Annotated in this window: 16 protein-coding genes and 1 tRNA gene; 11 read left to right on the top strand and 6 right to left on the bottom strand. The window is 52.6% G+C overall.

Features of this window, described 5'->3' with window-relative positions; genetic code table 11:
- Positions 1 to 33: 33 nt before the first annotated feature.
- The gene (tsaD, locus tag J1G48_RS03140; RefSeq protein ID WP_001264394.1) at positions 34 to 1,047 is read right to left on the bottom strand and encodes a tRNA (adenosine(37)-N6)-threonylcarbamoyltransferase complex transferase subunit TsaD; all 1,014 of its coding nucleotides are present in this window, start codon (positions 1,045 to 1,047) and stop codon (positions 34 to 36) included.
- Between the two features lie 227 nt (positions 1,048 to 1,274).
- Between tsaD and rpsU the strand changes: the two genes are divergently transcribed.
- The 3 genes from rpsU (at position 1,275) to rpoD (ending at position 5,467) form a co-directional block, all read left to right on the top strand.
- The gene (gene rpsU / locus J1G48_RS03135; RefSeq protein ID WP_001144069.1) at positions 1,275 to 1,490 is read left to right on the top strand and encodes a 30S ribosomal protein S21; all 216 of its coding nucleotides are present in this window, start codon (positions 1,275 to 1,277) and stop codon (positions 1,488 to 1,490) included.
- Between the two features lie 234 nt (positions 1,491 to 1,724).
- Positions 1,725 to 3,470 carry a DNA primase gene (gene dnaG, locus J1G48_RS03130; protein ID WP_000918865.1) on the top strand — a complete coding sequence of 582 codons (1,746 nt, stop codon included), beginning with the start codon at positions 1,725 to 1,727 and terminating at the stop codon, positions 3,468 to 3,470.
- Between the two features lie 149 nt (positions 3,471 to 3,619).
- Positions 3,620 to 5,467, top strand: a complete 1,848-nt coding sequence (rpoD, locus tag J1G48_RS03125) for an RNA polymerase sigma factor RpoD (RefSeq protein ID WP_001519776.1) — start codon at positions 3,620 to 3,622, stop codon at positions 5,465 to 5,467.
- A 123-nt stretch (positions 5,468 to 5,590) separates the two neighbouring features.
- Here rpoD and mug read toward each other — a convergent pair whose 3' ends face one another.
- Positions 5,591 to 6,097, bottom strand: a complete 507-nt coding sequence (gene mug / locus J1G48_RS03120) for a G/U mismatch-specific DNA glycosylase (RefSeq protein WP_000237776.1) — start codon at positions 6,095 to 6,097, stop codon at positions 5,591 to 5,593.
- 125 nt (positions 6,098 to 6,222) lie between these two features.
- Between mug and J1G48_RS03115 the strand changes: the two genes are divergently transcribed.
- Positions 6,223 to 6,298, top strand: a tRNA-Ile gene (locus J1G48_RS03115).
- A 79-nt stretch (positions 6,299 to 6,377) separates the two neighbouring features.
- Here the strand turns inward: J1G48_RS03115 and J1G48_RS03110 are convergent.
- Positions 6,378 to 7,145 (bottom strand): siderophore-interacting protein, encoded by a 768-nt coding sequence (locus J1G48_RS03110; protein WP_000213760.1) that lies wholly within the window; start codon positions 7,143 to 7,145, stop codon positions 6,378 to 6,380.
- A gap of 231 nt (positions 7,146 to 7,376) precedes the next feature.
- Here J1G48_RS03110 and J1G48_RS03105 point away from each other — a divergent pair, with 231 nt between their 5' ends.
- Positions 7,377 to 8,024: a PadR family transcriptional regulator gene (locus J1G48_RS03105; protein WP_000983441.1), complete on the top strand. Its 648-nt coding sequence runs from the start codon at positions 7,377 to 7,379 to the stop codon at positions 8,022 to 8,024.
- Here the strand turns inward: J1G48_RS03105 and J1G48_RS03100 are convergent.
- Both J1G48_RS03100 and J1G48_RS03095 read right to left on the bottom strand, forming a co-directional pair.
- A complete protein-coding gene (locus J1G48_RS03100; protein WP_000478462.1) occupies positions 8,021 to 9,589 on the bottom strand; it encodes a methyl-accepting chemotaxis protein in 1,569 nt (522 codons plus the stop codon). The two genes, J1G48_RS03105 and J1G48_RS03100, sit on opposite strands and share 4 nt — an antisense overlap.
- A 387-nt stretch (positions 9,590 to 9,976) precedes the next feature.
- Entirely contained in the window at positions 9,977 to 11,497 is a 1,521-nt protein-coding gene (locus J1G48_RS03095; RefSeq protein WP_000094642.1) for a PAS domain-containing methyl-accepting chemotaxis protein, read from the bottom strand.
- Positions 11,498 to 11,926: 429 nt separating this feature from the next.
- On the opposite strand from J1G48_RS03095, the gene ygjG reads away from it, so the two are divergent.
- Positions 11,927 to 13,306 carry a putrescine aminotransferase gene (ygjG, locus tag J1G48_RS03090; RefSeq protein ID WP_001576371.1) on the top strand — a complete coding sequence of 460 codons (1,380 nt, stop codon included), beginning with the start codon at positions 11,927 to 11,929 and terminating at the stop codon, positions 13,304 to 13,306.
- Between the two features lie 170 nt (positions 13,307 to 13,476).
- The gene (locus tag J1G48_RS03085; protein WP_000121528.1) at positions 13,477 to 15,495 is read left to right on the top strand and encodes an NADPH-dependent 2,4-dienoyl-CoA reductase; all 2,019 of its coding nucleotides are present in this window, start codon (positions 13,477 to 13,479) and stop codon (positions 15,493 to 15,495) included.
- A gap of 80 nt (positions 15,496 to 15,575) precedes the next feature.
- Here the strand turns inward: J1G48_RS03085 and rlmG are convergent, their stop codons facing one another.
- Positions 15,576 to 16,712 (bottom strand): 23S rRNA (guanine(1835)-N(2))-methyltransferase RlmG, encoded by a 1,137-nt coding sequence (gene rlmG / locus J1G48_RS03080; protein ID WP_000019988.1) that lies wholly within the window; start codon positions 16,710 to 16,712, stop codon positions 15,576 to 15,578.
- 85 nt (positions 16,713 to 16,797) lie between these two features.
- Between rlmG and J1G48_RS03075 the strand changes: the two genes are divergently transcribed.
- The 4 genes from J1G48_RS03075 (at position 16,798) to J1G48_RS03060 (ending at position 20,465) form a co-directional block, all read left to right on the top strand.
- Positions 16,798 to 17,295 (top strand): M48 family metallopeptidase, encoded by a 498-nt coding sequence (locus J1G48_RS03075; protein ID WP_000202966.1) that lies wholly within the window; start codon positions 16,798 to 16,800, stop codon positions 17,293 to 17,295.
- Positions 17,296 to 17,446: 151 nt separating this feature from the next.
- Positions 17,447 to 18,139 carry a vancomycin high temperature exclusion protein gene (locus tag J1G48_RS03070; RefSeq protein WP_000951050.1) on the top strand — a complete coding sequence of 231 codons (693 nt, stop codon included), beginning with the start codon at positions 17,447 to 17,449 and terminating at the stop codon, positions 18,137 to 18,139.
- Between the two features lie 88 nt (positions 18,140 to 18,227).
- Entirely contained in the window at positions 18,228 to 19,226 is a 999-nt protein-coding gene (locus tag J1G48_RS03065) for a Gfo/Idh/MocA family oxidoreductase (protein ID WP_000617682.1), read from the top strand.
- A 270-nt stretch (positions 19,227 to 19,496) separates the two neighbouring features.
- A complete protein-coding gene (locus tag J1G48_RS03060; RefSeq protein WP_001098833.1) occupies positions 19,497 to 20,465 on the top strand; it encodes a TerC family protein in 969 nt (322 codons plus the stop codon).
- Positions 20,466 to 20,622 lie beyond the last annotated feature (157 nt).

Genomic DNA, 20,622 nt, shown 5'->3' with positions numbered 1-20,622 from the left:
GGGGCGGCATGATGTCGCCCCCTTTCTCCGCTTTTACGCCGCCGGCAGCTCGGCCAGCGGCCAGCGCGGACGTACCGTTACGCCAAGATCCGCCGTAACGCCCGCCTTAAACCGCACCATTCCGGCATAGGCGATCATCGCCCCGTTGTCAGTACAAAACTCCGGACGCGCATAGAACACTTCGCCGCGGCGTTTTTGCATCATTTCGGCAAGCTTCGCGCGCAGCGTGCGGTTAGCGCTGACGCCGCCCGCCATGACCAGACGCTTAAAACCGGTGCTTTCCAGCGCGCGCTTGCACTTGATCATCAGCGTATCCACGACCGCATCTTCAAAAGCGCGCGCGATATCAGCGCGAGTTTGTTCGTCGCCGCCATTACTACGAATGGTGTTAGCGGCAAAGGTTTTCAGACCGGAAAAACTAAAATCCAGCCCCGGGCGATCGGTCATCGGGCGCGGAAAGACAAAACGTCCCGCCGTCCCCTGCGACGCCATTTTCGACAGCATCGGGCCGCCAGGATAATCCAGCCCCAACAATTTGGCGGTTTTATCAAACGCTTCACCGGCGGCATCGTCAATCGACTCTCCCAGCAGTTCGTACTGACCGATTCCGGTCACGCTAATGAGCTGCGTATGTCCGCCGGAGACCAGTAGCGCCACAAACGGGAATTCCGGGGGATTATCTTCCAGCATTGGCGCCAGCAGATGACCTTCCATATGGTGTACAGGAATGGCCGGCACATTCCAGGCAAATGCCAGCGAACGCCCGACGGTTGCGCCGACCAGCAGCGCGCCGACCAGGCCCGGGCCTGCGGTATAGGCCACCGCGTCGATATCGCTCGCCGTCAGACCGGCTTCTTTTAATGCCGCCTGAATCAGCGGCACGGTTTTACGCACATGATCGCGGGAAGCCAGTTCAGGCACTACGCCGCCGTAGTCAGCATGTAATTTCACCTGACTATACAATTGGTTGGCTAACAGACCTTTTTTGTCGTCGTAAATAGCGATGCCGGTTTCATCGCAGGATGTTTCAATACCCAGTACACGCATGACTTGTTTTACCTCGCTCTAATACCGCGCAGTGTAGGTCGAATGCGGGTGGATGTATACCCTCAGTCCCGACTTCGTGTATACTCCCTCACCTTATAAAAGTCCCGTTCAAAAAAGGCCGCGGTGCTTTACAAAGCAGCAGCAATTGCAGTAAAATTCCGCACCATTTTGAAATAAGCTGGCGTTGATGCCAGCGGCAAACCGAATTAATCAAAGGTGAGAGGCACATGCCGGTAATTAAAGTACGTGAAAACGAGCCGTTCGACGTAGCTCTGCGTCGCTTCAAGCGTTCCTGCGAAAAAGCAGGTGTTCTGGCGGAAGTTCGTCGTCGTGAGTTCTATGAAAAACCGACGACCGAACGTAAGCGCGCTAAAGCTTCTGCAGTGAAACGTCACGCGAAGAAACTGGCTCGCGAAAACGCACGCCGTACTCGTCTGTACTAATCTTTTGAGAGCGGGCTGCTCTCAATTCAGATCGAGTTGTAGTTGTAAGGCCGTGCTTCCGAAAGGAATGCGCGGCTTGTTTTCGTTTATGCATTAGCATATACACAAAATCATTCATGCTGCGTCCAGGCGGCAAGAGAGCAAGTCCCCGGCGCTTACGCAAGTCAGCGACAGGGGTGAGCAAACGTAGCCAACACTACGCAGCCTGAAGAATGACGTGTATAAAAGGGGCATATGGCTGGACGAATCCCACGCGTATTCATTAATGACCTGCTGGCGAGAACCGATATCGTCGATCTGATCGACGTGCGCGTAAAACTCAAGAAACAGGGCAAGAACTATCACGCGTGTTGTCCATTCCATAATGAGAAAACCCCTTCTTTCACCGTAAACGGTGAAAAACAGTTTTATCACTGCTTTGGATGCGGCGCGCATGGCAATGCGATCGACTTTTTAATGAATTACGACAAACTCGAATTTGTCGAAACCGTCGAAGAATTAGCGGCCATGCATAACCTGGAAATTCCCTATGAAGCAGGCACCGGGCTTAGCCAGATAGAGCGCCATCAACGGCAAAACCTCTATCAGTTGATGAATGGTCTGAATGACTTTTATCAGCAGTCGCTTACCCATCCTGCGGCAAAACCTGCGCGTGACTATCTGCAAAAGCGCGGTCTGAGCGCTGAAATTATTCAGCGTTTCGCCATTGGCTTCGCGCCGCCAGGGTGGGATAACGCGTTAAAGCGCTTCGGTAATAACAGCGATAACAAGGCATTGTTGCTGGATGCCGGGATGCTGGTCAATAACGAGCAGGGCAGCACTTACGATCGTTTCCGTAATCGGGTCATGTTCCCTATTCGGGACAAACGCGGCAGGGTGATTGGTTTTGGCGGTCGAGTACTGGGGAACGACACGCCGAAATACCTTAACTCTCCGGAAACGGACATTTTCCATAAAGGCCGCCAGCTATATGGTCTTTATGAGGCTCAGCAATATAGTGCTGAACCGCAACGCTTGCTTGTGGTCGAAGGTTATATGGATGTCGTCGCACTAGCGCAATACGACATTAACTATGCGGTCGCTTCGCTGGGTACCTCAACCACGGCAGACCATATGCATATGTTATTCCGGGCGACGAACAACGTAATTTGCTGTTACGACGGCGACCGGGCTGGCCGTGATGCCGCCTGGAGAGCGCTGGAAACAGCAATGCCTTATATGACCGACGGTCGGCAGGTACGCTTTATGTTTTTACCTGACGGCGAAGACCCGGATACGCTGGTGCGTAAAGAAGGCAAGGCGGCTTTTGAAGCGCGGATGGAGCAGGCGCAGCCGCTCTCTACGTTTCTGTTTAATAGCCTCCTGCCGCAGGTGGATTTAAGCTCGCCGGATGGCAGCACGCAGTTAGCCGCACTGGCGCTGCCGCTCATTAATCAGGTGCCTGGCGACGCACACCGTATTCAGTTGCGCCAGACGTTGGGGCTGAAGTTAGGCATTTTCGATGATAGTCAGCTTGATCGTTTAGTGCCAAAACAGGCGGAAAGCGGCGTTTCCCGCCCGGCTCCGCAGCTAAAACGCACGACCATGCGTATACTGATAGGATTACTGGTGCAAAATCCGGATCTCGCGCCGTTAGTGCCGCCCTTAGACGCGCTGGATCAGAATAAGCTGCCTGGACTTGGCTTATTTAAAGAATTGGTCAAAACTTGTTTGGCTCAGCCAGGTCTTACTACCGGACAACTTCTGGAACTCTACCGTGGCACAAATGATGCTGCGACCCTTGAAAAATTATCGATGTGGGACGATATAGCAGATAAGGCGATTGCCGAAAAGACCTTTACCGACTCACTCAACCATATGTTTGATTCGCTGCTGCAACTGCGACAAGAAGAGCTGATCGCTCGCGATCGCACTCACGGTTTAAGCAGCGAAGAACGCCGAGAGCTCTGGACGTTAAACCAGGAGCTGGCCAGAAAATGAATTTAACGGCTTAAATGCCGCATATCGATCGGGAAGCCCCCGACAGCCGCAGTGAGAGGCAGCGGCCAAAATATAAGTATGCCCTCGCTTTAAATGTCGACAGCTATACCGTCGACACCAATCAAACGAATAAGTGTGGATACCGTCTTATGGAGCAAAACCCGCAGTCACAGCTGAAACTTCTTGTCACCCGTGGTAAGGAGCAAGGCTATCTGACCTATGCTGAGGTCAATGACCATCTGCCGGAAGATATCGTCGATTCAGATCAAATTGAAGATATCATCCAAATGATCAACGACATGGGTATTCAGGTAATGGAAGAAGCGCCTGATGCCGATGATCTGCTGCTGGCTGAAAATACCACCAGCACCGATGAAGATGCGGAAGAAGCTGCTGCACAAGTTCTGTCCAGTGTTGAGTCTGAAATCGGTCGTACGACTGACCCGGTACGCATGTATATGCGTGAAATGGGCACTGTTGAACTGTTGACCCGGGAAGGCGAAATCGACATCGCTAAACGTATCGAAGACGGGATCAACCAGGTTCAATGCTCCGTTGCCGAATACCCGGAAGCCATTACCTATCTGCTGGAACAGTACGATCGCGTTGAGGCTGAAGAGGCTCGTTTGTCCGATCTTATCACCGGCTTTGTCGATCCGAACGCGGAAGAAGAGATGGCGCCGACCGCAACTCACGTCGGTTCTGAACTCTCCCAGGAAGACCTGGATGATGACGAAGACGAAGATGAAGAAGACGGCGACGATGACGCCGCCGATGACGACAACAGCATTGACCCTGAACTGGCACGCGAAAAATTCGCTGAGCTGCGCGCGCAATACGTCGTTACGCGCGACACCATCAAAGCGAAAGGCCGCAGCCATGCTGCCGCGCAGGAAGAGATTCTGAAGCTGTCTGAAGTGTTCAAACAGTTCCGTCTGGTACCGAAGCAATTCGACTATCTGGTCAACAGTATGCGCGTGATGATGGATCGCGTGCGTACCCAGGAACGTCTGATCATGAAGCTCTGCGTCGAGCAGTGCAAAATGCCGAAGAAGAACTTTATCACGCTGTTTACCGGTAACGAAACCAGCGAAACCTGGTTCAACGCCGCTATCGCGATGAACAAACCGTGGTCGGAAAAACTGCACGATGTCGCGGAAGAAGTGCAACGCTGTCTGCAAAAACTGCGGCAGATTGAAGAAGAGACCGGTCTGACCATCGAACAGGTGAAAGACATCAACCGTCGAATGTCCATCGGGGAAGCGAAAGCCCGCCGTGCGAAGAAAGAGATGGTTGAAGCGAACTTACGTCTGGTTATTTCTATCGCTAAGAAATACACCAACCGTGGCTTGCAGTTCCTTGATCTGATTCAGGAAGGCAACATCGGTCTGATGAAAGCGGTAGATAAGTTTGAATACCGTCGCGGCTACAAGTTCTCCACCTATGCAACCTGGTGGATCCGTCAGGCGATCACCCGTTCTATCGCCGATCAGGCGCGCACCATCCGTATTCCGGTGCATATGATTGAGACCATCAACAAGCTCAACCGTATTTCTCGCCAGATGCTGCAAGAGATGGGCCGCGAGCCAACGCCGGAAGAGCTGGCTGAACGGATGCTGATGCCGGAAGATAAAATTCGTAAGGTGCTGAAGATTGCCAAAGAGCCAATCTCCATGGAAACGCCGATCGGCGACGATGAAGATTCGCATCTGGGTGATTTCATCGAGGATACCACCCTCGAGCTGCCGCTGGACTCTGCCACTACCGAGAGCCTGCGTGCCGCCACTCACGACGTTTTGGCTGGCCTGACCGCTCGTGAAGCGAAAGTGCTGCGTATGCGTTTCGGTATCGATATGAACACCGACCACACGCTGGAAGAAGTGGGTAAACAGTTCGATGTTACCCGCGAACGTATCCGTCAGATCGAAGCGAAGGCGCTGCGTAAACTGCGCCACCCGAGCCGTTCTGAAGTGCTGCGCAGCTTCCTCGACGATTAATTCGCCGCACACGTATAAACGCCGCCGCAAGGCGGCGTTTTTTTATCAGGCCATGCGCAAGCGCCCTATTTGGCCTGCAGAATTTCTACACAGCGCGAGTATTCGCGCCCTCATTCCCCATTGCTATAGCCCACGCATAATGAGCGCTTGATCCAGTTCGCGATAGGCCTCGACCAGTTTTTCCGTTTTAATTCGGTTTAAGCCACTGGGATTCGGCAACACCCACACCATCGTCGCGCCAATGGCGATCTTTTGTTTACCCCAGGCGATACCACGCTGGCTGAATCCCTGTTCAAAAGCCTGTTTACCAAGCACCGCCAGCGCTGCGGGCTGGTAGTCCTCTATTTTTTCAATCAGGTTGCGTCCGCCGCTACGTAATTCATGCAACTTCACCTCAGTCGCTTGTACCGTCGGTCGATCGACGAGTTTCGTTACCCCGCAGCGAAAATCCAGTAATTTTTCCGCCTCTTCCGGTTTCAACTGTCGATCGGTGAAACCGGCCAAATGAATAACTTTCCAAAAACGATTCGCGGGATGCGCAAACGGAAAGCCGGTATTCGCCGAGGAGAGTCCCGGATTGATGCCGCAAAAAACCACCCGTAGCCCTGGCGCCAGTATGTCCTTAACCATTATTACTCCTGAGCAATACAACGTTCTTTAAGTATAACGGGTTGAAAACACATTGTTTATAAAAACAGCACCCGCACGGTTACGGCTGGATTACAGCGTAAAGTTACATTATAATCCACCGCCACGGCCCCTTAGCTCAGTGGTTAGAGCAGGCGACTCATAATCGCTTGGTCGCTGGTTCAAGTCCAGCAGGGGCCACCAAATTTTAGCTTTAAAATCATATAATTAAGCCACTCTAAAGAGTGGCTTTTTTGTTTCTGACAGGGCTCGCCCCATACCGCTATTTACGATGCCAATAGGCTGCCGCACGTACCAGGTGTGGATCAAACCCCTTTTCAAAGCACTGACTTAAACGTTTTACCGTTTTGCCTTCGCCAGTAATCCAGATGAAATAGTCTGATTCTGGTATTGTCAGCTGCGACAGGCGCGTTTGCATTGCCTGTTCATCGCCGCCAACAACATATTCCACAGTAATATCCGTCAAATGGGCGAGATAATCGCGGTATGCCGCATCCTGAATGCTCACCAGCGCGGTTACCGCAGGGCGCACAGGCAGACGGCTAAGCGATTCCAGACGACGACGTAGCGCAGGCATACCGGACTCATCGCAGACATAAACCTGACAGGCATACTCTTCCGGCACCACCAGCGAACCGCGCGGCCCGCCGATCGTCAGTGTATCGCCTTCACGGGCTTCCATTGCCCAACGGCTGGCTACGCCGCCATCGTGGATAAAGAAATCCAGCGCCAGCTCGCGACGCGCCTCGTCATACAGCGGCGTGTAATCCCTGGAGACCGGGCGAACGCCCTCCCCCCAGATAATGCCTTCCTCAGTGACTGTCGGAGGCGTAAAGCGACAGCCTGGCTCAGGGAAAAAAACTTTCGTGTGATCGTCAAAGCCCAGGGAGATGAAACCGTCCAGCGCCTCGCCGCCAAGTACGATCCGCTGAAATCCTGCGCTAATACGTTCTACCCGCAGAACGATCAGCTCGCGAAAACGCAGCTCATTACGAACACGCTGTGGGTAGCGTACGGATGATGTCGTCATTTTTTGCCTTCGTGAAGTAATACGATATATCTAAATTAAAGTTTTAAATGATAATGATTGTTAATCAGTAAAAATGCAACTGTTTTTTGATAGTGTTCTGGCAACACATCGCTAATCACAACTTCAAAATAAAACGTTATAAATTAATAGATTATATCAACAAGCGCTTTTATCCTTGCTAAAAACCATCATTTAGATATAAATTAGATATATCTAAATAAGCAGGAGGCAATGATGCAAAATCAACATGAAGGGTGTTGCAAAAACCGGGATCATATGCACGATGGTTGCTGCAAAGATCGAGAACATCAGCATGAAGGCTGCCATAGCGCGCATCAGCATGAGAACGCCAGTTGCGGCGGCGAGCACCGTCACGGACACGGCTGTGGTCGTCATGGACAGGGCGGTGGTCGACGTCAGCGATTTTTTGGCCACGGGGAACTTCGGCTGGTCATTCTTGATATCCTGACCCGGGACGCCAGCCACGGCTATGAACTGATTAAAGCGATAGAAAACCTGACGGGGGGCGGCTATACGCCAAGCGCTGGCGTGATCTACCCTACGCTGGATTTTTTACAGGATCAGCAATTTATCACGATTAGCGACGAAGAAGGCGGGCGGAAAAAAATCGCGATTACCGCGAACGGCGCGCAATGGCTTGATGAAAATCGCGAACACCTGACGCATATTCAGGCGCGGCTAAAAGCCCGTTGTGTGGGCATGGAGTTACGTAAAAATCCGCAGATGAAGCGGGCGCTGGATAACTTCAAGGCCGTGCTGGATCTGCGGATAAACCACAGCGATATCAACGACGCGCAAATCAAACGCATTATCGGCGTGATTGATCGCGCGGCGCTGGAAATCGCCGAACTGGATTAAGCGGGCTGCGTGTCCTCTTCGCGGACGCGGAACACGTTAACCAGCTCTTTTAAATGTAACGCCTGTTCGTTCAGCGACGCCGCGGCGGCAACAGACTCTTCCACAAGGCAGGAGTTTTGTTGCGTGGCGGCGTCAATCAGGCCAATCGCGCTGTTAATCTGCGAAATACCGTCAGTTTGCTCGCGGCTGGCCTGCCCAATCTCACGTAATATCACATCCATCTCTTCGACGTTATCCACCATGCCATTAATCAGGGCGCTGGCTTTCTCCACCAGGTGCATCCCTTCCTGAGTCTGACTGGTTGAATCTTCAATCAAATTACGGATTTCACTGGCTGACGAGGCGCTCTTTTGCGCCAACTGGCGAACCTCTCCGGCGACAACGGCAAAACCACGTCCATGTTCGCCCGCGCGCGCCGCTTCAACCGCCGCGTTCAGCGCCAGAATATTGGTCTGAAAGGCAATGGAATCAATGATATTGATGATATCCGACATACGATTTGCCGTATCGTTAATGACGCGCATTTTCTGCGTCACTTGATTCATCATCTCCCCATTGTTTTTCACTACGCTGGCGGCGCCGGCAGAGAGTTTGGTCGCTTCACTGGTATGGTCAGCCGTATTTTTAACCGTGGCGGTAATCTGTTCCATCGACGCCGCCGTTTCTTCAACCGAGCTGGCCTGCTCTTCCGTACGCGCCGCCAAATCCTGGTTACCGGCGACAATTTGCGCCGCCGCTGTGGAGATACTTTCCGAACCGTTTTGCACTTCCTGTACGATATCCAGTAGACGCGTTTTCATCGCCATTAACGCTTGCAGTAGTACGCCTGTTTCATCTTTATAGTCGGTGGTGATATGGCGAGTCAGATCGCCATCGGCAATCGCCTCGGCAAAGCGTACTGCGTCATCAAGCGGCCGGGTAATAGAACGCACAATATACCATCCCATTACGCCTCCGGCGGCGATGCTTATCAGCGCCAAAGTGATTAACAGCGTCCGATTATTTTTAAAATCCTCTTTGACCTGCACGCTCGCTTCATGCATCTGCGCGTCCTGAACAGCGATAAGTTCCTGGACTTTGTCCTTATAGACTTTTTGCACCTGCACCGTTCTGGTCATCATCTCCTGAATGGCCGCCTGACGATTATTGCTTTGAATATCTTTCAAAATACGGAATCTGGACTCCAGGTATTGCTGGCGCGCTTCACGGATCTCATTAATGATTTTCTGTGAATCCGCATCGTGACTATTTTCCCTGGAAAGCTCATCCAGTAGCGCCGAAATGCGCTGGCTTATCTCACTGAGTTCTTTCTGCGAGCTCTGGCTCCAGCGCCCCTCTTCATCCAGTAACATGAGCTGCTGCGCGATGATGAAATCATTAAAATTATCGATTAACAGATTGGCTTTTACCGTGGTGGGATAATCATTGGTAATAATGTCCTGCATACCCGTATTAGCCCGATCAAGGCTAAACAAAGACAGAGCGGAACTCACCACCATGAGAACAATGAATAAGCCAAAGGCCATAAATAATTTTGAACGTATTTTAATGTTATGCAAAAACATATTTTCTCCCTGGGATTGCATATCCTCATACAGGAAGATTTATCGGCAATAATGTTACTAACTTTATGATATTGATCGCTTTTTATTTCTGAACATTATTAGTAAGTAATTTTTATTGTTCACAGAAAGATGAACCAAAAGTGACATAAATTGGCACTAATAATGAAAGAAATACGCTAAAAGGTTAACCATTTCTTATTTATTAACTGAGTTTATACCTATTAATAGGTAGGAAAGGGAGAAGGAATAAATATCACATTATTTTTAACATCACAGGCCACTGGTACTCTCTATGGTGGCAGGCACCGCCTTCTATCAGAGCGCATCCGCCCGGTAAGCTTATTGCTACCGGGCGGATGTCATTACCGTTGCTACCTACAAATAAACTTAATGCAGTACCGTGACCGCATCCTCCAGCCGGCTGGCACGGTGTTTTACCATTGCGGAGACTTGTGCGCTCTCTTCCACCAGCGCCGCATTCTTCTGGGTTATGCGGTTCAACTCGTCCACGGCGCGAGTCAGGCTGGAAAGCCCATCTGTCTGTTCCTGCGTCGACTGGCTGATCCGTGCGATAAGCAGGGTGACATTTTGCACCTGGGCTACAATGTCATCCATGGTACGGCCTGCGGCGTGAACCTGCTCGGAGCCTGACTGCACCTTTGTTGCGCTGGCGTCAATTAATTTACGAATATCGTTCGCCGCATTAGCGCTACGGCTGGCAAGATGACGTACCTCGCCAGCAACCACGGCAAACCCTTTCCCCTGCTCGCCCGCTCTCGCCGCTTCTACCGCCGCATTCAGCGCCAGGATATTCGTCTGAAAAGCGATATCGTTAATTAGCGTGGTGATCGTCCCGATACGTTGCGTACTGTGAGCGATATCATCCATCGTTTTAATCACCGTATCCATCGCCTCACCTCCCTGAGTCGCCGCGCTACTGGCCGCCATGGAAAGCTTATCCGCAGCGGAAGCCGTCTCGGAATTGAGCTTCACGGACTCCGCCATCTGGTTCATGGTCGTTACCGTTTCCTGAACATTCTCCACGGTCTGACGGGTGTGTTCGTTCAGATCATTGTTACCCTTCGCCAGCCTTTCACTGCCGTTTCTGACGCTGGAAACCTGACTTGATACGTCATTGATCAGCCAGCGGCACATCAAGCCAAGCTGCCCCACGGCCCTCAGCATCAGCCCCAACTCATCGCTACGATTAAGGTGTTGTACGCTGTTGCGTTCGCCGGTCGCCACTTTCAGCGCCTGCGTCGCCACATTTTCAATGGGACGCACAATTTGCCATTCAAATAGCGCCGTACCTGCCAGCATCGCCAACGCGCCCAACAACAACGCCTGCCATGAGGCATCCGTACCGAACAGCGCCAACGCCAGCATTACGGCCATTAGCCCCATAATACTACGCACTCGCCAGCGAACAGGCATAGCGGGCAGTTTGCCCAGCAAGCCCTGACGAACCACCAGGCCTTTATGAATACGTTTACTACACCGCCCTTCATTTAGCGCCTGATATAAAGGCTCGACGGCGGCAATCTCATCATCCGTGGCGCGGGTACGGATCGACATATATCCCGTCACACGCCCTTCACGTATCATCGGTACCGCGTTGGCCCTCACCCAATAATGGTCGCCGTTTTTACGCCGGTTTTTCACAATGCCGCTCCACGGTTCGCCCTGTTTTAGGGTGTACCACATATCTGCGAAGGCAGCTTTCGGCATATCCGGATGACGCACCAGATTATGTGGCTGCGCCAGTAACTCGTTTAACTGATAGCCGCTCACCTGGACAAAAGTGTCATTGGCGTGAGTGATATAGCTTTCCAGGTCGGTCGTAGACATCAGAGTGGTATCATCATCCAGCGGGGTATTTAGCTGGCTGACGTAGGGATGAGAAGACATGATAGCGTCCTGTGCAGGTTATCTGGATGTTAATTTTTCGCTCAGATGTTATTTCGGCGCTAATCTATTTATCTTTAGTTGTTAAAATTGCTCTGGATCGCAATTTGCGATTAATCCTTAATATTTGTACGATTTTCACCTCATCCTGCGCCTTATTTTCATTATGAAATTGTTTAGCGTGGACAACCTTTTTCTTTAAAATCTGCCCTGGCTCACCTTTTTCTCACGCCGCTGCTAACGCAACACACCGTAAACCATAAAACAAGATCTGCTCAAAATGCATCCAATTGTTAACACATGACATTAAATGTTGTGTAAATGTGATTATCCCTGGTGTTTATCCCGATTTTCACTATGGGCTTAGACCCCCGCTAATCCCTGCAATACTTAATTCAGTATCATGTGATACACGGCCCTCTGGAGCTCATTTTGAACAGGTTACCTTCCAGCGCATCGGCTTTGGCCTGTAGCGCGCACGCACTGAATCTCATCGAGAAGCGAACGCTAAACCATGAGGAAATGAAAGCACTAAACCGAGAGGTCATTGACTACTTTAAAGAGCATGTAAATCCAGGATTTCTGGAATACCGGAAATCTGTTACCGCCGGCGGGGATTACGGAGCCGTAGAGTGGCAAGCGGGCAGTTTGAATACGCTTGTCGACACCCAGGGGCAGGAGTTTATCGACTGTCTTGGGGGGTTTGGCATCTTTAACGTGGGGCACCGTAATCCTGTTGTGGTATCCGCCGTCCAGAATCAACTCGCAAAACAACCTCTCCACAGCCAGGAGTTACTTGACCCCTTGCGGGCGATGCTGGCAAAAACGCTGGCGGCGCTGACACCGGGGAAACTCAAGTACAGCTTTTTCTGTAACAGCGGCACCGAATCCGTCGAAGCGGCGCTAAAACTGGCAAAAGCGTATCAGTCGCCACGCGGCAAGTTTACCTTTATCGCCACCAGCGGCGCATTTCACGGCAAATCATTGGGCGCGCTCTCCGCCACGGCCAAATCCACCTTCCGCAGACCCTTTATGCCTTTACTGCCGGGCTTCCGCCATGTGCCGTTTGGCAATATCGACGCGATGAGCATGGCATTTAGCGAAGGCAAAAAAACGGGCGACGAGATAGCAGCCGTGATTCTGGAGCCTATTCAGGGTGAAGGCGGCGTGATCCTGCCGCCGCAGGGATACCTGACAGAGGTACGTAAGCTCTGTGACGAATTCGGCGCGCTGATGATTCTGGATGAAGTACAAACCGGCATGGGGCGTACCGGCAAGATGTTTGCCTGTGAGCACGAAAATGTGCAGCCTGATATTCTGTGTCTGGCGAAAGCCCTGGGCGGCGGCGTGATGCCGATTGGCGCCACCATCGCGACTGAAGAGGTGTTTTCGGTTCTGTTCGACAATCCCTTCCTGCATACCACCACTTTTGGCGGTAATCCGCTGGCTTGTGCTGCCGCGCTGGCGACCATTAACGTCCTGCTGGAGCAAAATCTCCCGGCCCAGGCGGAACAAAAAGGCGATACGCTCCTGGATGGTTTTCGACAACTTGCGCGTGAATATCCCAATCTGGTACACGATGCGCGCGGCAAAGGTATGTTGATAGCCATTGAATTTGTCGATAACGAAACGGGCTACCGTTTTGCCAGTGAGATGTTCCGTCAACGCGTGCTGGTCGCTGGTACGCTGAATAATGCGAAAACAATTCGTATCGAGCCACCGCTCACGCTAACCATTGAACTGTGCGAACAGGTATTGAAATCAGCGCGTAATGCGCTGGCGGCAATGCAGGTGAGCGTTGAAGAGGTTTAAAAACGATGCCGGATGGCGCTGTGCTTATCCGGCCTGTTTTCTCCGGGTCGCGGCCTCTTTTTTGAATCCCATCACAATCACCACATTCCCCTTTTCCCTTTTATCTCGCGACGGCTACAGTAGTAACTCATCCGACCACATAACAATAATTTTACATACTGGATACGCTTATGAGCTACCCATCGCTGTTCGCCCCGCTCGATCTGGGCTTTACTACTCTCAGAAACCGCGTGCTGATGGGATCGATGCACACGGGTCTGGAAGAACATCCTGATGGCGCCGAGCGCCTGGCGGCATTTTATGCCGAGCGCGCGCGACACGGCGTAGCGTTAATCGTCACCGGCGGTATTGCGCCCGTTCCCTCCGGGGTCGTGATGACCGGCGGCGCGATGCTGAACGACGCCAGCCAATTAACGCCTCACCGCGTGGTGACCGATGCCGTACATGCGCAAGGCGGTAAAATCGCGCTGCAAATTCTGCACACCGGACGTTACAGCTATCAGCCGCACCTGGTCGCGCCGTCGGCAATTCAGGCGCCAATCAACCGCTTTATGCCGCATGAACTGACGCATGATGAAATCTTGCAGTTAATCGACGACTTCGCGCATTGCGCGCAACTGGCGCGGGAAGCAGGCTACGACGGCGTAGAGGTGATGGGATCAGAGGGCTATCTGATTAATGAATTTCTCACCCGGCGAACTAACCATCGCGATGACGAGTGGGGCGGCGACTATACCAGCCGTATGCGCTTCGCGGTTGAGGTAGTACGCGCGGTACGCCAGCGGGTAGGGAACGACTTTATTATTATCTATCGCCTGTCGATGCTCGATCTGGTGGAAAATGGCGGCACGTTCGACGAAACGGTACAACTGGCGCAAGCCATTGAAGCCGCAGGCGCAAGCCTAATTAATACCGGCATTGGCTGGCATGAGGCGCGAATCCCGACCATCGCCACGCCAGTACCGCGTGGCGCCTTTAGCTGGGTGACGCGGAAACTCAAAGGTCATGTGTCGGTTCCGCTGATCGCGACCAATCGCATTAACGATCCGCAGGTCGCCGAGACGATCCTGACGCGCGGCGATGCCGATATGGTGTCGATGGCGCGTCCCTTCCTTGCCGATGCCGAATTCCTGACTAAAGCGCAATCCGGACGCGCAGATGAGATCAACACCTGTATCGGCTGTAATCAGGCCTGTCTGGATCGGATCTTCATCGGCAAAGTGACCTCCTGTCTGGTGAACCCACGCGCCTGTCACGAAACCCACATGCCGATAGCGCCGGCCATACGCAAAAAGAATCTGGCCGTTGTCGGCGCAGGCCCGGCGGGGCTGGCTTTCGCGATTAACGCCGCGTCGCGCGGCCATCATGTCACGCTGTTTGACGCCCAGAGTGAAATTGGCGGCCAGTTTACTATCGCCAGGCAGATCCCGGGTAAAGAGGAGTTTTACGAAACGCTGCGCTACTACCGTCGAATGATCGATGTTACTGGCGTTACGCTGAAACTGAGCCAACGGGTGAACGCAGAGGATCTTCAGCCGTTTGACGAAGCGATCCTCGCCTGCGGAATAGTACCGCGCCGCCCGCCGATAGACGGTATCGATCATCCAAAAGTATTGACCTACCTGGAGGTATTGCGCGATAAAGCGCCGGTTGGTAAGCGAGTGGCGATCATTGGCTGCGGCGGGATCGGTTTTGACACGGCCATGTATCTGAGCCAGCATGGCGAATCCACCAGCCAAAATATTGCTGAATTTTGTACGGAATGGGGAATTGATACCAGCCTGCAACAGGCAGGCGGTCTGCGCCCGGAAGGCCCGCGCCTGGCACGTAGTCCACGGCAAATCGTCATGCTGCAACGCAAAGCCAGCAAGCCGGGCGAAGGGTTAGGTAAAACCACCGGCTGGATCCATCGCGCGACGTTACTGGCGCGCGGCGTGAAGATGATCCCGGCGGTCAGTTACCAGAAGATCGACGACGACGGATTACATCTCTTGATCGGCGGCGAACCGCAGTTGCTGGAAGTGGATCATGTGGTGATCTGCGCCGGACAGGAACCTCGCCGCGAGCTGGCGGACCCGTTACGCGCCGCAGGTAAAACGGTACATCTTATCGGCGGATGCGATGTCGCGATGGAGCTGGATGCCCGACGGGCGATTGCCCAGGGCATCCGACTGGCGCTGGAGATTTAACGACTTTACCTGATGGCGCTGCGCTTATCGGGCTTACGCCGTCATACCGGTTTTATAGGCCGGTATGACGCTTGAGCGCCTTATCGACGGTGTCCCTGCTTCACCGCTTTCAAAATAACAAACTTATTGTTGGTTGCTATCGTCGCGCAATTACCGAAAATCTTCTTCAGCTTGTGGAAATAGTCCAGATGGCGGTTCGCCACAATATACAGTTCGCCGTTGATTTTCAGGCAGCGGCGGGCATGATGGAACATCTCCCAGGCGATATTATCCGTCAGCGCATGTTTCTGGTGGAACGGCGGGTTGCAGAACACAGCGTTAAAACGGAACGGCTCCACGCCGGAGAGCGCGTTGTTGATCATAAATTCGCAGCGTTCGAATGCTTCCGGCAGGTTCGTTTCTACATTCAAACGGCTGGAATCTACCGCCATCGGCGATTCATCGACAAATACTACGTTCGCCTGCGGATTTTTCGCCAGTAAGCTCAGGCCAATCACCCCATTGCCGCAGCCGAGATCGACAATCTCCCCGTCGAGGTTTTCCGGCAAATGCTGCATAAAGAAGCGCGCGCCGATATCCAATCCGGTACGAGAAAACACATTCGCGTGGTTGTGAATCGTCCAGCCTGTATCTTCCAGTTTCCAGCTTAGCGTTTGCGGCGCGTCGGCCAGTTGCGGATGACTGAAGGTACAGTTAATCAGGCGCGCTTTCTTCCACGCCAGCGTCGTCGTGGTTGGGCCCAGCACTTTTTCAAACAGTTCCAGCGTAGAGGTATGAATATCACGCGCTTTCGCGCCGGCGATAATACGCGTTTGCGCCGTAACGACCTTACGCAAAGCGCGTAACTGCTGTTCCAGCAACGCCAGTGTTTTCGGTACTTTAATCAATACCACGCCCGGTGCCTGCGGGTAGTCAGCGGTACTGTCGAGAAACGTTACGCTGGACTCCGCGATGCCGTTATGGCGTAAATTCTCTCGCGTACCCAGTTCGCTTAAATACGAATCGCCAATACTGTATGGCGAATGCTCCGCCAGCGCACAGCTTAGCGCGCCAAACGTATCATTCAGGATCAGCACCGGGCCGCGAATTTCCGTCTCATCCAACTGTTGCAGCAGATACTCATCGGCCGCCTCCCACGCCAGAAGCGGGTTAACATCATCCGTTTGCGGAAAACGTTTCAGCGTCAGTGAACGGAAACCGTCGTCTACGTGGCTCATTAGGCCTCCTGAATGGTAAAATTGCGGCGTTATCCCTGAAAAGGGTGCGTGAGTATACACTTTTTATCAGCAACATGGAGCTTTGATGACCTCACTAACTTACCTTCAGGGGTATCCGGAACATCTCCTTGCCCAGGTGCGCGCCTTAATCGCCGAGCAGCGCCTGGGAGCAGTGCTGGAAAAACGTTATCCCGGCGCGCATGATTACGCTACTGACAAAGCGCTATATCACTATACTCAGGAACTGAAAAGTCAGTTTCTGCGCAATGCGCCGCCCATCAATAAAGTGATGTATGACAGCAAGATCCATGTGCTGAAAAATGCGCTGGGACTGCATACCGCTGTCTCGCGCGTTCAGGGCGGCAAGCTCAAGGCAAAGGCGGAGATCCGCGTCGCCACCGTGTTTCGCAACGCCCCGGAGCCATTCTTACGGATGATTGTGGTTCACGAACTGGCACACCTGAAAGAGAAAGATCATAACAAAGCGTTTTATCAGCTCTGCTGCCATATGGAACCGCAGTACCATCAACTGGAGTTTGATACGCGACTGTGGCTGACGCATCAGGCGCTGTCGGCACAATAAATTCTGAAAATGCCCCTTCCCCCGTATCTTTTTAACGGCGTGGGCATAAAATCGGCGCGTTCACATTTCGCTCATTGCCTGCCGCCACGTCAAGGATGACGATCTGTAGAGGGTATTTTTTATCCACCGCCAACGGAACCGCGCAACAACCATGCTCTCACAATGTGCCCGTTTTATCCGCCGCCTCTGTTTTACACGCCGGGCGTTAACAGTGGCGTGTTTTCTGCTTGTCGCAGCAGGCGTCGCGCTTTTCTATTCCAACTGGCTTATCGTCAACGCCTCACAGCATCTGACATGGAATGGCATTCAGACCGTTCCCGCCCGCAACGTCGGGCTGGTGTTAGGCGCTAAACCCGGCAATCGGTATTTTACCCGGCGGATTAATACTGCCGCCGCGTTGTATCACGCCGGTAAAGTGAAGTGGCTGTTAGTCAGCGGCGACAATGGCAAAAAAGAGTACGATGAACCTTCGGCGATGCAGCAGGCGCTGATAGCGAAAGGTGTGCCGGAAGCGGCCATTTTTTGTGATTATGCCGGATTCTCCACGCTGGACTCCGTAGTTCGCGCCCGGAAAGTGTTTGGCGAAAGCCGCATTACGATTATCTCGCAAGCATTCCATAATCAACGGGCGATCTGGCTGGCGCAACAATATGGCATAGACGCTATCGGCGTTAACGCGCCGGATCTGAATAAAAGGCACGGAACCTACACACGACTTCGGGAAAAGCTGGCGCGGGTTAGCGCGGTGCTGGATGCCAAAATTTTGCACCGTCAGCCTAAATATCTGGGCGCTGGCGTCACTATTGGGGCTGATAGCGCACACGGGTGCCCTTCTCGCCAGTAAAATGCCAGAGTGCGTCGCAGCGCACTGGCAAGGGCGGAAAGGCGTGCTACATTGACGAAAAATCCCTTTCTGGAGTCCGCTGACGTTTATGATACGTTTCGCTGTAATTGGGACTAACTGGATCACGCGCCAGTTTGTCGACGCCGCCCATGAAACCGGCAAATTCAGGCTCGCCGCCGTTTACTCCCGTAGTCTTGAACAGGCGCAGTCTTTCGCAAATGATTATCCCGTCGAGCATCTGTTTACCTCGCTGGAAGCGATGGCGCAAAGCGACGCGATTGAGGCGGTTTATATCGCCAGCCCGAATTCCCTGCATTTCTCCCAGACGCAGCGCTTTTTGCAGCATAAAAAACATGTCATGTGCGAAAAGCCGCTGGCTTCTAACCTGGCGGAGGTTGATGCCGCTATCGCCTGCGCGCGCGATAATCAGCGGGTACTGTTTGAAGCCTTTAAAACCGCCTGCCTGCCCAACTTCCTGCTGCTGCGGGAATCGTTGCCGAAAATCGGCAGAATGCACAAAGCATTCCTAAATTACTGCCAGTACTCTTCACGTTATCAGCGCTATCTGAACGGTGAAAATCCGAATACGTTTAATCCGGCCTTCTCCAATGGTTCGATTATGGATATCGGGTATTACTGTCTGGCGTCGGCGATCGCGCTATGGGGCGAGCCGCGCAGCGTTCAGGCGTCGGCGAATTTATTGGAAAGCGGAGTAGATGCACACGGCGTCGTGGTTATGGATTACGGCGATTTTAGCGTCACGCTACAGCATTCCAAAGTCAGCGACTCGGTACTGGCCAGTGAAATTCAGGGCGAGAGGGGATCGCTGGTCATTGAAAAGCTGTCGGAATGCCAGAAAGTGTGTTTTGCGCCGCGCGGCGCGCTGATGCAGGATCTGACCCAGCCTCAGCATATTAATACCATGCTGTATGAAGCCGGGGCGTTTGCCCAGCTTATTGAAAACCATGCCGTGGAACATCCGGGGTTGTCGCTAAGTCGCGCCACGGCAAAATGGCTGACAGAAATACGCCGTCAAACCGGGGTCATCTTCCCGGCGGACGATCTGACTCATCCCCTTACTGCGTAAAATTATGTAAATCATATGTTACAGGCCATTGACTCTACGCGTGGCCTGTCATACTTTGTTACGCGCAAAGGGGAGTAACTTCATTGCCGGTCGATCGTCATTACGATGTGTGCAAAACCACATCCGGTCACCGGGCAGCCATAAAGGAATGCGTCAGCGTATTCCTTTATTGTTGTAAGTGAGACCTTGCCGAATGGCAAGGTCTATGCATAAAAGCAACGGCTAATGCCATTCGGCGTTAGCCGTTTTTTTTTTGCATAGGGAGAAATAATGAATACTGTTGGTACGCCATTATTATGGGGTGGATTCGCGGTTGTTGTGGTGATAATGCTATCCATCGACCTGTTGTTGCAGGGACGCCGTGGCGCACATGCGATGTCGATGAAACAAGCGGCAGGATGGTCAATCCTGTGGGTAACGCTCTCGCTACTGTTTAACGCCGCTTTCTGGTGGTATCTGGCTGAAACGCAAGGGCGCGAAGTTGCTGACCCGCAGGCATTGGCGTTCCTTACCGGCTATCTGATTGAGAAGTCGCTGGCCGTAGATAACGTCTTTGTCTGGCTGATGCTGTTTAGCTATTTCTCCGTCCCTCCGGCTCTGCAACGCCGGGTGCTGGTGTATGGGGTTCTTGGCGCGATCGTGTTGCGTACTATCATGATTTTCGCCGGTACCTGGCTTATCACTCAGTTCGAATGGCTGCTGTATGTGTTCGGCGCCTTCCTGCTGTTTACCGGCGTAAAAATGGCGCTGGCGAAGGAAGATGAATCCGGCATTGGCGAAAAACCGATGGTGCGTTGGCTGCGCGGGCATCTGCGCATGACCGATACGATCGAGAACGAGCACTTTTTCGTACGTAAAAACGGCCTGCTGTATGCCACGCCGCTGCTGCTGGTGCTGATTATGGTTGAGTTCAGCGATGTGATCTTCGCCGTTGACAGTATTCCGGCGATCTTTGCGGTCACCACCGACCCGTTCATCGTACTGACCTCTAACCTGTTTGCCATCTTAGGACTGCGCGCGATGTACTTCCTGCTGTCCGGCGTGGCGGAACGCTTCTCGATGCTGAAATATGGTCTGGCGGTCATTCTGGTCTTTATCGGCATTAAGATGCTGATCGTCGACTTCTACCATATTCCTATCGCGATTTCGCTGGGCGTAGTGTTTGGCATTCTGACCATTACGCTGGTGATTAACGCCTGGGTTAACCATCAGCGCGATAAGAAACTACGAGCGCAATAATCTTTTATCGGGGTAAACCTGCCCCATCAAAAACGCCCGGCAGCGCACACCTGCCGGGCGTTTTTGTTTAACATGTCACAATACTGTTAATATAAAGTTATAAAACATGATCACAGCAAAAAATCCAGGATATTTCGCTTCCCGAACCTTCAACTTT

Source organism: Salmonella sp. SAL-020 (assembly GCF_017372215.1).
GTDB classification, from domain to species: domain Bacteria; phylum Pseudomonadota; class Gammaproteobacteria; order Enterobacterales; family Enterobacteriaceae; genus Salmonella; species Salmonella enterica.
This window is presented reverse-complemented; position numbering and strand designations above follow the sequence as displayed.